Origin of the sequence: Arcicella lustrica (genome assembly GCF_034930985.1) — a bacterium.
GTDB classification, from domain to species: Bacteria; Bacteroidota; Bacteroidia; order Cytophagales; family Spirosomataceae; genus Arcicella; species Arcicella lustrica.
This window is the reverse complement of the sequence record NZ_JAYGIM010000006.1, coordinates 330,111-346,769: the sequence shown is the minus strand read 5'-3', so window position 1 is coordinate 346,769 and position 16,659 is coordinate 330,111. Positions and strand designations below refer to the sequence as shown.

At 35.1% G+C, this 16,659-nt stretch carries 9 protein-coding genes; 6 read left to right on the top strand and 3 right to left on the bottom strand.

Annotation, left to right across the window (positions count from 1 at the left end):
- Window positions 1-64 precede the first annotated feature (64 nt).
- The 3 genes from VB798_RS09135 to VB798_RS09125 all read right to left on the bottom strand — a co-directional run bounded on the left by VB798_RS09135 (window position 65) and on the right by VB798_RS09125 (window position 3,081).
- A complete protein-coding gene (locus tag VB798_RS09135) occupies window positions 65-931 on the bottom strand; it encodes a ParB N-terminal domain-containing protein (protein WP_323258144.1) in 867 nt (288 codons plus the stop codon).
- 1 nt (window position 932) lies between these two features.
- Window positions 933-1,877, bottom strand: a complete 945-nt coding sequence (locus VB798_RS09130; protein ID WP_323258142.1) for a ParA family protein — start codon at window positions 1,875-1,877, stop codon at window positions 933-935.
- Window positions 1,878-2,211: 334 nt separating this feature from the next.
- Window positions 2,212-3,081 carry an AraC family transcriptional regulator gene (locus VB798_RS09125; protein WP_323258140.1) on the bottom strand — a complete coding sequence of 290 codons (870 nt, stop codon included), beginning with the start codon at window positions 3,079-3,081 and terminating at the stop codon, window positions 2,212-2,214.
- 455 nt (window positions 3,082-3,536) lie between these two features.
- Between VB798_RS09125 and VB798_RS09120 the strand changes: the two genes are divergently transcribed.
- The 6 genes from VB798_RS09120 (at window position 3,537) to VB798_RS09095 (ending at window position 16,651) form a co-directional block, all read left to right on the top strand.
- The gene (locus VB798_RS09120) at window positions 3,537-4,229 is read left to right on the top strand and encodes a DUF3826 domain-containing protein (protein WP_323258138.1); all 693 of its coding nucleotides are present in this window, start codon (window positions 3,537-3,539) and stop codon (window positions 4,227-4,229) included.
- A gap of 275 nt (window positions 4,230-4,504) precedes the next feature.
- A complete protein-coding gene (locus VB798_RS09115) occupies window positions 4,505-7,774 on the top strand; it encodes a SusC/RagA family TonB-linked outer membrane protein (protein ID WP_323258136.1) in 3,270 nt (1,089 codons plus the stop codon).
- A gap of 77 nt (window positions 7,775-7,851) precedes the next feature.
- Window positions 7,852-9,681, top strand: coding sequence for a RagB/SusD family nutrient uptake outer membrane protein (locus tag VB798_RS09110; protein WP_323258134.1), 1,830 nt, complete (start codon window positions 7,852-7,854; stop codon window positions 9,679-9,681).
- A gap of 319 nt (window positions 9,682-10,000) precedes the next feature.
- Window positions 10,001-11,641, top strand: coding sequence for a pectate lyase family protein (locus tag VB798_RS09105; RefSeq protein WP_323258132.1), 1,641 nt, complete (start codon window positions 10,001-10,003; stop codon window positions 11,639-11,641).
- Between the two features lie 469 nt (window positions 11,642-12,110).
- On the top strand, window positions 12,111-15,257 hold the full coding sequence (locus VB798_RS09100) for a DUF6298 domain-containing protein (RefSeq protein WP_323258130.1): 3,147 nt from the start codon (window positions 12,111-12,113) through the stop codon (window positions 15,255-15,257).
- Entirely contained in the window at window positions 15,254-16,651 is a 1,398-nt protein-coding gene (locus tag VB798_RS09095; protein ID WP_323258128.1) for a glycoside hydrolase family 140 protein, read from the top strand. Before VB798_RS09100 ends, VB798_RS09095 begins: the two co-directional genes overlap by 4 nt.
- The last annotated feature ends 8 nt before the right edge of the window (window positions 16,652-16,659 follow it).

Below are 16,659 nucleotides of genomic sequence, written 5' to 3'. Positions count from 1 at the left end.
GTCACTTTGGTTTTTTTGTTTGGTTTTTTGTTGGACTAAACCAAAGTGACAACGTGTCACTTTGCTATAATATTTCTAACAATTGATGAATTCTACTAAGCATTGATTCACAATCGTATTTGCTTAAATTTCCTTTAGCAATTTCTCTAATCTCACTTTGTAATTTAATTACTTGATTATTTTGTTGGTTTTCAGAAGTAGCAGAAAAAACTTGATTGTTTTTTGACAATTCGTCGGTGATTTGCTCAATACTTTCTAATGGCTCAGACGTTTCTAATTTTGAAATGGCATTGATTGTTGCTTTCGGTAGTTTTTGTTTTCCTGTCAGGATTTCTTGTTTTAAACTAGTCGATAATTTATTCAAACCAGAAGCAAATTCTCCGTCTCTTTTAATCGTTCGGCTGCTTACTCCATATTCAGTTCCGAGAGCGATGGATACATCTTGCTGACCTTCTGTTGAGAATTTATCGCCACCACGCATTGATTTTTGTTGAAGATAGCGTAAGCCTCTTAAATATGAAGCTTGTTCAGGAGATAAATTTCTACGCCCTAATTGAAAATCAATCATGTAGTCTTTTACTTCATCGAGCGAAGTAAATTTCAACAGATTGATACGATAGTCTAAACGATTCTTTTTACAAATATCATAACGGTTGTGACCGTCGATTAACACATATACTGGCGTATTGCTGTCGTCAATTTTAGCAATCGAAGCGGTAGTTTCCCAAATAGATAGAGGGTCTTTTACGCCATGTTTAAGAATGTTGAGTTCTAATTGATGTAATTCGTCGCCAGTAAGGGGTGGAATTAACTCACGGAGTTGGTCAAGTATTACAATTTGACTTTTTATATTTTCTTCAGAAGATAAAAGAGAGGGGCGAAGATCGCTAGTTTTCTCTTTCATGATATTCATAAAATCTTTCTTTGCCATATTAAAGAACCATTATTTCAGTTGCCAAATTGTGATATTGTTGCCATGAAGAAGATTTTGGGGCATAAGTAAACAAATCTTCTTTCGCAACTTGCGACTGCTTAATCACTGTTGAGCCTTCAATAATCGTATTATAAATATTAAAACTCTTAAATTTTTCTTCGATGTGCGTCATCATACTTTTGTGTACACTTTGGTTTTTATGAACCATCGTAAACACAATTCCTTTAACTGTTAAAGTTGGATTAATATAAGCACGCACTTCTGCTATTCTATTAAACAGACTTTCTACACCATGATAAGCACTCGCTTCTGGTTGAATCGGTACTACACAGTAATTAGAAGCTACCAATGAACAAGTAGTACAAATTCCCAAACTTGGCGGACAGTCGATTAATATATAATCAAACATTCCTTTTACTTCGTCAAGTTTTAAAGAAAGCCTTCTGTCGGCACCAATTGCATTTGCCAATTCAGATTCTTTGTAAGCCATTCTGATGTCGGAAGGAGCTAAGAACATACTTTCTGTAATGGGAATGATTGGTAATTCAGTATTACCCAATAAAGCATCAATCACCTGATTTTGGGGTTCATGCACACCAAAACATTGTGATAAATTTCCTTGAGAATCCATATCCACCATCAATACTTTATTTCCCAATAAACTCAACGCTTTTCCGACATTGATAGTTGTGGTCGTCTTTCCAACGCCACCTTTGTGGTTTACGATTGAAATAACGACAGCTTTATCAAACATTGTTTCAGAATAACCGTATTGTCTGAGGGCTTCGTCGATGGCAGGTAAATGTTTGGTTGGAATATCTTTTTGTTCAGCTAATGCTTTATGTAAAGTTTTGGAAGGAATCCCAGCTTCTTTTTCAATTTGAGTCAAGTTAAGAGCCTGCTTTGAGCGTAAAAACTTAACAACCTTTTCTTGTGTAATCATTTTTTAGGAGGGATAAAAAATTATCTTTTGTAAATGTAAAAATAACTTTTTTTATCCAAAAGAATTTTGACGAAAACTTGCTCGAAAAAGCAAAAAGAATTTTCAGAAAAAGAAAAACCAGAGGGTAGGAGGGAAGCAAATTGAGAAAAAAGGGATAATAATGATTTTTTTTCGCTTTGTAGAAAGAAAATATTGGTCAGAATTCTTAATAATTTTTTCTGTAGAAATCTCAAGCTTTTGATTTAAGATTTATTTTAGTGTAAATGTCTGAAAATTAGCAGTTTAAAAAGATTCTATGTTGATTTTTAAACTGCTAGATGAAATGAAAATTTGCCTATTGAGTCAGATATTTCCTTTTATATTCTAAAGGAGTTATGCCCGTTACTTTTTTGAAGTGTCGATAAAAATTTGAAACATTATTGAAACCACAATCGAAACAGATTACTTCTGTGGGCAGTTTGTCTTCAACCAAAGCTCTACAAGCATGGCTAATTCTAATTTCGATAAGAAAATCATAATAGGTTTTTTTCGTCATCAATTTAAAATATCGACAAAACGAAGTAACGCTAAGGTTGCTGATGGCAGAAATTTCTTCTAAAGTAATATCCTTTTTATAATTGGAAAGCGTATAAGTACAAACCTTATTCAAACGAATGGTATCCGATTCATTAGATTGATAAAAACTATGGTCGGTAGCAATCGTTGTGTATTCATCTGTTTCGGCAAGGATATTTAAAATAGATAAAAGTAAAATGATTCTTTCTAAATTATTTGCCTTAGTTACTTCGTGCATCAGTTTTGCTACTTTTTCACGAGCTTCACCACCAATCACCATTCCGCATTTTGCTTTTTCATACAATTTAGGAATCATGTAAGCTTCTGGTAAAGTCAATAAGTATTTTCCTAGGCAATCGGGTAAAAAATGAATCACAATTGCTTCTACACCAAGGTTAGGATTGTTTTCAAAATACTCTTCTTTACAACGCCAAGTATGGGGAAGGTTTTCGCCCATCAAAATGATTTCTCCATAAGAAAAGTTGCTGATATTATCCCCAATAAAGCGAACACCTTCTCCTTTAATGATATAATGCAATTCTAATTCTGGATGATAATGCCAGATGGTATCAAAATTGGGTCTTATATCATGACGAATACTGAATGAACTCTCAGGTTTTACAGGAACTTTATGAAAAAGTGGCTTCATTTCTGCTATATTTTTTATTTAAAATAAATTTTCTGATAAAGAGTTGGACTATAGTAATGATTCATAAAAAGAACGAAAATTCTATCAAATTATGCTACGAAGTACCAAATGTAACGATTCTTAGTTTAATTATGACAATATCATATACTAAGTTGGTAAAAATTTATACTAAAATACCTTTTTGATTGATGAAATTTGTATTCTAGTCATGTATTATGATACAATAGAAAAAGATAAGATATTATAATCAATTTATGTTTTGTAGGTTTTAGTAAATTTTCTCAGTAAAAGATATAAGTAAGAAAACTTAAAAATATACTGATTGTATTTGAGGAAAGACGAGTAAAAAGTATCAAGAGTAGTATTGCTTAGATAAAAGACCAAATGCTTTTATTAATAGCTTTTAGGAATGATAAATTAATACAATAAACAGCATAACATTATCAAATATTATTATGGAAAAAGTAGCGAAAAAAGTATTGGTAGTATTGACTTTGATGATTGTATCATCGAAAATGCTTTGGGCTCAGGATGTTCAAACGAAAGAGCAAAAAGAAGCAAATTACACCAAAATGATTACAGACAGAGCGGCGAAAATTGTAACATCGCTAGATATTAGCGATGTAGAAAAAAGTATTAAAGTAAGAGATATTATTAGCAAACAATATCGTGATTTAAGTGAAATCCATGATTTGAGAAAAGAAAAGCTGAAAATTGCGAAAGAAAAAGCAAAAGAAGATAAAGAGAAAAGCGAAGCTGAAGTAAAACAAGCAGAATCTGAGGCTGAATTAGCAATGAATAAATTGCATAAAAAATATTTGAAAAATCTATCCAAAAAACTCTCTGATAGCCAAGTAGAAAAAGTAAAAGACGGTATGACTTATGGCGTTTTACCGATTACTTATAAAGGCTATCAAGAAATGCTTCCAAGCCTTAGCGAAGCACAAAAGACGCAGATATTAGCATACTTAACAGAAGCACGTGAACATGCAATGGATGCTGAATCATCAGAAAAAAAACATGCTTGGTTCGGAAAATACAAAGGTAAAATCAACAATTATTTGTCTGCCGCAGGGATTGATATGAAAAAAGCAGGCTTGGAATGGGAGCAAAGAATAGCCGCTACCAAAGCCGCTAAGCAAAATTAATAGTACACAATAAAGGTAAAATATGCTTTATATTATCATAGAAAGCCTAATGCATGATAATATCTTATAATATCTTGAAAAAATTATATACAAAATTGGGCTAATATTACTCTAATTTTGATGCGTAGTAATTATGTTCAGACGAGGCATTTTTTTGTCATTTTTGAAATATAAATATTTAGAGAAAAAACCACATAAAATATAGTTTTTAATATTCCGCTTTTTAGTAACCCATTGATTTAATCTCATTTTTAAATTTTAAGATACCAAGTATTATGGAATTATTTTTACAAACCCAGCCCAATTTGGTAAAGAAGTCATTACTGGCTTGCTCGCCAATTTTGGCTGTACTTTTGTTCTCAGGAACATCCTTTGCAACAAAGCATAAAGAGGTTGCAGCCTCGAAACAGTCAATTTCAGCCATCAAAAAAGCAAACACGCCTGTAAAAGGGGTTGTGAAAGATGCCTCAGGAGAAGCTGTAGCAGGAGTAAGTGTAAGAGTAAAAGGAGGAAAATTAGGAACTGTAACTGATGCAAAAGGTGCATTTAGTTTAGATCTTCCAAAAGGAAATGAAACGCTAGTATTTACTTCTGTCGGTTTAAAAACACAGGAAGTTGCTGTGAATGGTCGTTCTGAAATCAATTTAACGATGGAAGATGATGTTTCTGCTTTAGATGAAGTAGTATTTGTAGGTTATGGACAACAGAAAAAAATCAATTTAACTGGTGCTGTAGCTACAATTGATATGAAATCGATTGAAGATTTAGCAGTTGGTAGTTTATCAGCTGCATTGGTGAGTCAGCAACCAGGAGTAGGAGTTTCTGGTGGTACTAGCCGTCCGGGAGATAACGCTTCAATTACCATTCGTAACCCAATTTTACTTTCTAAAGATGGTGGGTCGTTACGTCCATTGTACGTTATTGATAATATTGTTCGTTCAGAAGACGATTTCAACGTATTAGACGTTTCGGAAGTTGAAAATATTTCAATTCTAAAAGATGCGGCAGCGGCTATTTATGGTGCTAGAGGTGCTTATGGAGTTGTGGTTGTTACGACGAAAAGAGGTAAAACGGGTACGCCAAGATTCTCTTACAGTACATCTTATGGTACTTCAGATGCTGAATTACCCAAAATGATGAATGGATATGAATTAGCTACTTATGTTAATGATTATAACTTCAAAACAACAACTCCAAGTATTCTTTATTCACAAGATGAGCTTGATTACTTTAAAGCAAATAGCCAAGATTGGTTGAGCCAAGCTTGGAAATCATCAAGTGTAACTCGTCATGCACTTAACGTAAGTGGCGGTACAGAAAAAGCTACTTATTTTGCTGGGATTACTTATAACAAACAAGATGGAAATTTCGAGAAAATTAATTTTGATAGATGGACTTTCCGTGCAAGTACTGATGTAAAAGTATCTGCAAACGTAAGAGTTGGATTAGGTTTATCAGGAGATTTATCTAAGAAAGATAGATATTTATTAAAACAAGGTGGTTCTGATAATGAGAAAGATTATAAGTCTTTGATTTATGCTGCGCCATTTATTCCAGCTTATGTAGATGGTTTACCAGTAAACACAACAGGTGGTGGTTCAACAAGTGAAAACTTCCATTTTTTTGAAGCACAAAAATCAAATAACTACTTATTAGCAAAAAACAATGGTTTAAACATAAATGCTTATGTAGAATACGATGTACCATTTTTAAAAGGATTAAAAGCAAAAGTAACCTATAATAGAAACTTCGAGAACTCTTTTGGAAAAGAATTTGGTACAAGATACTCGCTTTATAACTTTAATATGTTGGGTACAAACAAACATATTTTTGGTGGTGGTGTAAGAAGTGTTTCAAATATCAGTAACAGTAATAGAATTTACTTCTCTCCAAATTATTCTGATTCATATCAATTAAATGGTTATTTGAATTACGATAAAACTTTTGGTAAACATTCAATCTCTGCTATTGCGTTATTTGAACAAAATGAAACATATTCTGATGGTATCACTTCATATTTAGATAATATGGTTGATGGTGCTTTAGATAATGCTGGATATGCTTTGGGTGGTACAGCTTCTGGTGCAGGTGTTGGTACAATTAATGAATCTGAATCCGAATCTGGAAGATTATCATTCGCAGGGCGTTTAAATTATACTTATGCAGGAAAATATTTAGCAGAGTTTTCTGTTCGTAGAGATGCTTCTACCAATTTTGCACCTGAAAATCGTTGGGGAACTTTCCCTTCTTTATCTGTAGGTTGGGTTGTTTCCGAAGAACCTTTCTTCAAAAATAATGTACGTTTTGTTGATTTCTTAAAAGTTCGTTTATCAGGTGGTTTAACAGGGATGGATAACACCAGAGCTTATAACTGGTTGAAAAGCTATAACTTAATTCAAACAGGAAATGGCCCTGTATTTGGTGGAAACTTAGACCGTGCAGGTATCTTCCGTTTGAAAAATGCTATTCCAAACCCAGAAGTAAGATGGGATAGTGATACAAAATTAAATGCTGGTATTGATGCTAACTTCTTACAAAACCGTCTTTCATTAGGAATCGATGCTTTCTATGATCACCGTTATGACATGCTTGTAACCTTGGCTTCATCAGTACCATTAACAGTTGGTGCCGCATTGCCATCTGAAAACTTTGCTACAATTGATGGTTTTGGTACAGAAGTTTCATTAGGTTGGTCAAGCAAAATCAATAAAGATTGGTCTTATAAAGTAAGAGGGTTCTTTGCTTGGAATGACAACAAACAAGTAAAAGTTGACTTCGATAAAGGCTTAACAGGGACTTATTTAGATCCAACAGGTAAATCTACAGATATGGGTTTATTAGGATACAAATGTTTAGGAATGCTAAGAACACAAGCTGATGTTGATGCTCTTTTAGCAAAATATCCAAATTATACCATTGATGGTACAAAACCTTTGCCGGGTATGTTGTATTATGAAGACGTTCGTGGAGCGAAGAATGCAACACCAAACGCAGATGGTACATATTCTTATGCTGAGCCTGATGGCAAGATTGATGTTAACGACAGACAATACTTGACAAACAAACAAGATAATCACTATGGTTTTGGGTTGAACTTCTCAACTAGCTATAAGCGTTTGTCATTCTCATTTGCGATGGGTGGTTCTTTTGGTGGACAAAGTATGCTTGAATCTGGTGCAAGAGGTTGGGGAACCTCAGCACAAGTTTCAGCTAAAACAAATTTACCACAGCACTTAACAGACCACTGGACTCCAGAAAACCCAAATGCTAAATATCCAGCACCAAACTATAGAGGTCAAAACAGTTTAGATTCAGATTTCTGGTTTGTTAGCTCATTCCAAATGTCAGTTAGAACATTGAATGTATCGTATGAACTTCCTGCCAATCTGCTTAAAAAATTGAACGTAAATGGTGCTAGAGTATATCTTACATCAACAAACCCGTTGAATTTATACAATCCTTATACTTACAAGCAGTATTCTGGAGCGTATGATGTATATCCAACATTGCGTTCATTCTCAGTAGGTTTAAACTTGAATCTATAATTAATTACCCATATTTTCTTATTCAAAAGATAGATAATCACTATCAATGAAATTGAAAACTTAATTATTACAGAAAAATGAAAAAGAAATATATTTTATGGTCGGCACTTTGTTCTATGCTTGCTTTGGCAAGTTGCGAAAGTGTGTTAGATAAAACGGACTTAGGAGCAGCTTCTCCTGATTTAATTGCTGGAGACTCTGTTTTAGCCAATATTGCCTTGAATTATGTGTATAATCAGAATTTGCCAGATTGGGGTGGTGCAACAGCCGTCAGCGGACTTGGTGGAAGTGTCTATTCTGAAGAATCTTATAATCAAGGGAGTTCAGCGAATAAATATTTAGAAGGAACAATCACTGCTACAGATGTAACAGATTTTGGAACTTCTTTGAGTGCTACCAATAATTATGGAAAAATCAGAACAATCAATTCATTTATTTATGATTTGGGTTCTGATAAATTAATGGATAATGGCGCTAAAAATAGGTTATTGGCTCAAGCATACTTTTTTAGAGCTTGGCGTTATTTCGAATTAGTGAAATTGTATGGGGGTGTTCCTTTGGTATTAACACCACAAGATGCAGTTGGCGATGAAGCACGTGAAGCAACTTTTATCCCAAGAAATTCAACAACTCAGTGTTACACTCAAATGGCAGCAGATTTAGATACTGCTATCAAGTATTTACCAACTGTTTGGCAGTCGCCATCGGCTAACTGGGGAAGAATTACCAGAGGAGCTGCTGCTGCTTTGAAAGGTAGAGTATTGTTATATGCTGCTAGTCCTCAATTCAATGCCAATGACGTAGCTAGTAAATGGCAGTCTGCTTACGATGCCAACAAACAAGCTTTTGATGTTTTAACGGCGAGTGGTTCGAAACTTTTTGCAGATTATGGTAAAATGTGGTTTACTGAAGTAGGAAATACAGAAGCAGTTTTTATTGCAGGTTATAATACTTCTGTTGGAGATCAACAAAAAAGAAATAATGGTTATGAAGCAAGTACTCGTCCGAAATATTCTACTTCTTCAGGTGGTGGTTCAAACATTCCTTCATGGGATTTAGTAAAGGCATTTCCAATGAAAGATGGTAAAAAGCCGGGAGCTTCTACGAAATATACTTATTCAGACCAATTATTTTACAAAGATCGTGACCCACGATTTGAGAAAACAATTGCTTATAATGGCTGTACTTGGCCAATGACAAATGTTACAAATAATAGATTGTGGACTTACGTTGCAGCGGGTAAAAGTGTAGAGAATGGAAATGTAAATATCAGTAATACAGGTTTTTATTGTCGTAAAGCTTTACAGACTTCTGATGTGGCTGGTTCAACGCTTGATGCTTCAAATACTATTTATTCTGGAACAGACTGGATGGAAATTCGTTTTGCTGAAGTATTATTGAACTTAGCAGAAGCAGCGACTGGAGTAGGAAGATTAGACGAAGCTTATACACAATTGAAGGCCGTTCGTGCTAGAGCAGGCATTGAAGCAGGAACAGATGGGCTTTATGGTTTAAAAGCAAATATGACTCGTGACGAAATGTTTACAGCAATTTTAGATGAAAGACAAATTGAGTTTGCTTTTGAAGGAAAACGTTTCTGGGATTTGAGACGCTGGAAATTGCTTGAGAAAACATTCAACGGAAGTAAAGGAACAAAAGTTGCTATTACTTTAAAAACTACAGGTGTACCTGCTGACTTTGCAACTACTCGTGATGGAATGAAGTTAGATGATGTCTATACAAATTACTTTACAGTAACATTAACACCAAACGGATTAATGTCAAGACCAGCAATTACTTGGAAACCAGAGTATTATTTCTTCCCAATTCCAACAGGAGCATTGAATAACAATCCATTGATTATACAAAATAATTCTTGGGGCGGTTCGTTTGACCCTTTACAATAAATTTGATTAAATCTTTTGATATTACACTATAATGAAGGCTTCATTTGAAGCCTTCATTTTTTGTTTTACTTGTCCTGTTCTATCTTGCTTTTATCATAAAAAAATAACATTTATTTGAGATAATATCCTACATAAAATTGAAAATTTTTTATATATCAATCTCAATAATTAGTACTAATTTTGGAAATAATATACTTTTTTAGCTAATTGTAATTATTGGTCTAGCAAAAGTTTTCATAAACTTAACATGCTTAGTTTTGAGGGTCAAAAAAGCAGATTTCTTGCTGATAATCAAGACTAAATTTATTAACAATCATTCATGAAAAAGATGTCTTTCTCAACGATACTCCGAGTAGTATTGGTTTTGCTAACAGTACAGCAATCGGTTGTGGCACAGTATCCACAGATTCCCGCCGATATCCAAAAACAAAGTGACTCGTTGCTCAATGCAGCTAGAAAACAATCTGATATTGCTTGGCAACAGGCTTTGCCAATTATTCAAAAAGAATCTCGTGAAGGTAAACCATATATTCCTTGGGCGGCTCGTCCTATAGATTTGCCTCAGGCTAATATTCCTGCTTTTCCGGGTGCTGAAGGTGGTGGTGCTTACTCTTTTGGCGGTCGTGGTGGTAAAGTATATGTAGTTACAAGTCTTGAAGATAATGGACCAGGTTCATTGCGTGAAGCTTGTGAAAAAGGTGGTGCAAGAACAATTGTATTTAATGTTTCTGGTATTATTCGTTTAAAAACTCCGCTTATTATTCGTGCTCCATATATTACGATTGCTGGTCAAACAGCGCCGGGTGATGGAATTTGTGTAGCTGGAGAGTCTGTTTGGATTAACACGCACGATGTCGTGATTCGTTTTATGCGTTTCAGAAGAGGCGAAACTGGAGTTGGTCGTCGTGATGATTCAATCGGCGGAAACCCAATTGGAAATATTATGATTGACCACGTTTCAGCAAGTTGGGGTTTAGATGAAAACATGTCGATGTATCGCCACATGTATAATGATAGCACAGGAAAAATTGAAGATAAATTGCCAACAGTAAATATTACGATTCAAAATTCTATTTTTTCAGAAGCCTTAGATACTTGGAATCACGCTTTCGGAAGTACTTTGGGCGGCGAAAACTGTACATTCATGAGAAACCTTTGGGCAGATAATGCTGGGCGTAATCCATCTATCGGTTGGTTTGGTATTTTCAACTTTGTAAACAACGTGATGTTCAACTGGGTACACCGTTCTACGGATGGTGGCGATTACCGTGCAATGTACAATATTATCAATAACTACTATAAACCAGGTCCACTTACTCCAAAGGATTCTCCAATTGGTTATCGTATTTTAAAACCAGAATCTGGAAGAAGTAAATTAGGTTATTTAACATTTGGTCGTGCTTACGTGAATGGAAATATTATGGAAGGCAACGAACGTGTTACGAAAGATAACTGGGATGGTGGCGTACAAGTAGAAAACTTCCCGAACGCCGATAAATATACGGCTGATATGAAGTGGAATAGCCCATTGCCAATGCCAAAATTGACGATACTTCCAGCTACTCAAGCTCGTGATTATGTATTGGCTAATGCTGGCGCAATTTTACCAATCAGAGATGCTGTTGATACTCGTGTTATCGAGCAGGTTCGTACTGGTAAAATAACTTATAAAGAAGATGTAAAATTGCCTGAAACTCAATTCAAGCACCGTCGTTTACCGATTGATTCTTATAAAAATGGTATCATTACAGACATCAATCAAGTAGGAGGATACCCAGTTTATAAAGGTGTTCCTTACAAAGATTCAGACAGCGATGGCATGCCAGATGCTTGGGAATTGAAAAATGGATTGAACCCGAAAGATGCTTCTGATGCTGCAAAAGATAGAAACAAAGATGGTTACACCAATATCGAAGAATATTTAAACAGTGTGGTTACTTTAAAAACAGTAAAACCATAATCGAATATTCTGAAAGAGTAAGAGGGGGATTGTTCAAGCAGTCTCCCTTTTTATTTTTATCATTATTATGTAAGAAATTAGCTAAAAATGTAAGCTATAAATCAGTGTTTTTAACATTATGATTAACTTCTTTAAAACGGGAATAAACTACTGATTTTCAGTATATATAGAAATATTTTAAGAAATTATAGGGAATATTGCTTGAAAAAACAAGCTAATACTCATTGTATTTGACCTGATTTATAAGGTGCTTTTTTAAGAAAAGATTTGATAATATTGTATAATAGCTTGAGAAAATGATATAAATACATGAGATTGATTCTTTCTAATTTTGTATTGAAGTATAGAAATAGCAAAATAATAAATCAAATAAATTATATTCTTTGACGAATTTATGGCTATTCCTAAATTATTGCTTAATTGTAAGTGAATTTTAAAAAGATTGATAGGTAGAAACTACCCAAGCAATATGGCGGGTTTAAAATATAAAATAATATTTATCCTTACAGCTGTTTTATTGAACAGTTTTCATCTTTTTGCGCAAAAGCCTAAAGTTGAGAAACCTCTTCCGCCAGTTTATCTTGGTGCTAATTCAACACTTGCCTATACTCCCGACGCCCAAGGGAATCGTATTCCAGATTTTTCATATTGTGGTTACATGGCTGGGGAACAAGCCATTCCGAATGTAGCTATTAAAGTAATTGTTCCAGCCAAAGCTGGTGATGCAACGCTTCGTATTCAATCTGCCATTGATTATGTAGCTACTTTGTCTCCAGATAAAGATGGTTTTAGAGGTGCAGTTTTGTTGGAAAAAGGAATTTTTGAAGTATCGGGCAGTTTAAAAATAAATACTTCTGGAATTGTTTTGCGTGGGAGTGGAGTCGGAGAGAAGGGAACAATAATTCTAGGAACGGGCGAAAGTCGTGAAAACTTAGTTACAATTGCTGGAAAGAATGATAAAGTAAAAGAAGCAGAAGAGAAAATTATCAATAATTATGTGCCTGTCAATTCAGCTAAAGTAAAGGTTGAGTTTGCTAGTAAATATAAAATTGGAGATAAAGTAATTATTCATCGTCCTTCAACAAAAGAATGGATTGAAAAATTAGGCACAGACCATTTTGGTGGTGGCGTAACAGCTTTGGGTTGGAAAGCTGGTCAGAGAGATATTTTTTGGGATAGAACCATTATCGCCATCAACGGTAATGAAATTACTTTAGATGTTCCTCTTACCACTGCTTTAGATGAAAATTATGGTGGCGGATTTATTGCAAAATATGCTTGGAATGGAAGAATAGTTCAGTCTGGTGTGGAAAATCTTAGTTTAGAATCGACCTATGACATTACAAATCCCAAAGATGAAGATCATCGTTGGGTGGCGATTGCCTTTGAAAATATCACAGATGCTTGGGTAAGACAAGTTACTTTCAAGCATTTTGCAGGTTCTGCCGTGAATGTGTTGGAAACAGCAAAAAGAATTACAGTAGAAGATTGTCAATCTTTAGCACCAATTTCAGAAATCGGTGGGCAGCGACGTTTTGCTTTTTTTACGACTGGTCAGCAAACACTTTTCCAAAGATTATATTCTGAATTTGGTTATCATGATTTTGCAGTTGGTTTTTGCGTAGCCGGACCAAACGCTTTTGTTCAATGCGAAGCACATTTACCTTTTAGCTTTAGTGGAACGATTGATAGTTGGGCTTCGGGCGTTTTGTTTGATATTGTCAATGTCGATGGACAAGCATTGAGCTACGCCAATCGTGGACAAGACGGACAGGGTGCAGGCTGGACAGCTGCAAATTCAGTTTTTTGGCAATGTTCAGCTTCAAGAGTGGATTGTTTTCAAGCGCCAACCGCACAAAATTGGGCATTTGGTACTTGGTCGCAATTTACTGGAAATGGTTATTGGGATATGTCTAACGAACATATCAATCCAAGAAGTTTGTATTATGCTCAATTGAAAGACAGAATTGGTTCAAAATTAGCAAACAGAGCCATTTTATTAGCTGTTCCTTCAGAAGCGTCAAGTAGTCCAAAAGTAGAAGTAGCAATGGCTTTGACCAAACAAGCAGAAAACCCAGCTCAAACACTTCAAGAATTCATTGCTCAAGCAGGAACACGAGAAGCAATTCCTACGCAAACCAATGTATCAACCATTGACCAAATCGGCATCAAAAAAGTTAATCCAATCAAAAAATCTGACATTTTACAGATTCAAAATGGTTGGTTAGTCCGTGGCAATCGTCTGGTTTCAGGCAGAAAACAAGAAGTACCTTGGTGGTCGGGAAGTGCCAGACCTTATGCTTTAGAAAATGCTAAAGCACATATTACTCGTTTTGTTCCGGGACAAACGGGCAAAGGTTTGACGGATAATTTAGAAACTTTAACGGATTGGATGAAAGATAATAACGTAAGTGCCATCGACCATAATTACGGACTTTGGTATGAACGTCGCCGTGATGATCATGAAAGGATTCGCAGAATTGATGGAGATGTTTGGCCTCCATTTTATGAATTGCCTTTTGCTAGAAGTGGTAAAGAAACAGCTTACGATGGCTTAAGTAAATACGATTTAACAAAATATAATAAATGGTATTGGAACAGGCTAAAGCAATTTGCCGATTTAGCTGACCAAAAAGGATTATTACTAATACACCAAAATTACTTTCAACACAATATTATTGAAGCTGGCGCACATTATGCTGATTTCCCTTGGCGACCAGCCAATAATATTAACAATACAGGTTTTCCAGAACCTGTGCCTTATGCGGGCGATAAGCGAATTTTTATGGCGGAACAATTTTATGATGTTTCGCATCCTGTTCGTCGAGAAATTCACAGAGCTTATATCCGTAAATGTCTTGAAAATTTCAAAGAGAATACTGGAGTGATTCAGCTCATTGGCGCAGAATATACTGGTCCATTGCATTTTGTACAGTTCTGGATAGACGTTATCAAAGAATGGGAAAAAGAAACAGGTAAAAAAGCAATCATCGGTTTAAGTACTACTAAAGATGTACAAGGTGCGATTTTGGCTGATGCAGAAAGAGCTTCTGTAATTGATGTAATCGATATTCGTTATTGGCATTTTCAGGCAAATGGAACGGCTTATGCACCATTGGGTGGACAAAATTTAGCTCCACGTCAACATGCAAGATTGCTGAACCCTAAAAAAAGCTCGTTTGAACAAGTATACCGTGCCGTGAATGAATACAAACAAAAATTTCCAGAGAAAGCCGTGATGTATTCTGCCGATAGTTTTGATGCAATGGGTTGGGCAGTTTTAATGGCAGGTGGTTCTTTGCCGAATATTCCTGTCGTTCAAAACCCACAGTTTTTACAAGATGTAGCGACAATGAAACCTGTTGAATTGACCGAAAAAACTGCCAATCAATGGGCAATAGCTAATCCAGAAAAAGGCTATCTAATTTATAATGAAGGACAAAATGCCGTAAAACTTGATTTATCCCAACAAAAAGCGACTTTCAATGTAAGTTATATCAATCCTAAAACGGGAGAAATTAGCAAACAAGAAGATAAAGTAAAAGGCGGGAAAACGATTCAATTAAACAATAAATCCTCTGAAACAACAGTCATTTGGCTTAGAAAAATATCATGAAATACAATTCTTTATATAAAAAAATAAGTATTCTTTTTAGCTGTTTGATATTGATTACAGCTTGTAATTCGTCAAAATTGGCTGATTTAAAAGTATCAGAAAATGGAAGATTTATTGCGACTAAAGATGACAAACCCTTCTTTTGGTTGGGTGATACAGGCTGGCTTTTATTCAATAAACTAACTCGTGAAGAAACCGAGACATATCTTGAAGACAGAAAACAAAAAGGTTTTAACGTGATTCAAGTGATGGTTTTGCATACCACAGAAGCCGTAAATGCTTATGGCGATTCTGCTTTGGTGAAACGAGATGTGGCGAATCCAAAATTGACAGAAGGAAATAATTTTACCAATGAAGAGGAGTATGATTTTTGGGATCATGTAGATTTTGTTATCAAAAAAGCAGAAGAGAAAGGCATTTATATGGCATTAGTTCCTATTTGGGGAGGTAATGTAAAAGCTGGTCATGTTTCACAAAAACAGGCTGAAATATATGCGTCTTTTTTAGCGAATCGTTACAAAAATCAATCAAATATTATCTGGCTAAATGGCGGAGATATTAAAGGAAGTGATTCGTTGGCTGTTTGGAAAACGATTGGAAAAACCATCAATGATATTGATACTAAACATTTAATTACTTTCCATCCAAGAGGAAGAACGTCTTCGTCTGATTGGTTTCATAACGAAAATTGGTTGGATTTCAACATGGTTCAATCGGGGCACAAATCCTATGAACAAGATACTTCTGCCAATGAAACTCGTCATTTTGGAGAAGATAATTGGAAATTTATCAACGATGATTATCGCATGAACCCAATTAAACCTACCATCGATGGCGAACCATCTTACGAGGGAATTCCACATGGTTTACATGATTCTTTAGCAACAAGATGGACGGCGGATGATGTCCGTCGATATGGATATTGGTCGGTTTTTGCAGGAGCATTTGGTTATACTTATGGGCAAAATGAAGTAATGCAAATGCACAAAGGCTATTCTAGTTCTACTTCTTTTGGACCAATAGAAAAATGGTCGGTCGGCATAAAAGCTTTAGGTTCAAGCCAGATGATTCACCTGAAAAATCTGATGTTATCAAAACCATTTTTTGATTTTGTACCAGACCAAAGTTTAGTAGTTGACCAAGGTTCAAGATATGATTATTTAGTGGCAACGAAAGCGAAAAATACCGCTTTGATTTATACTTACACGGGTAGAAATTTCAAAGTAAATATTGGAAAAATAGCTGGAGAGCAAGTAAAAGCTTCTTGGTATAGTCCAAGAGATGGAAAAACGCTTGAAATTGGAGTATTCGATAACAAAGGAGAACAGGCATTTAATCCGCCAGCTGAACCTAAAAATGGCAATGATTGGGTATTAATCTTGGATTCAAAATAGCCTGAAAA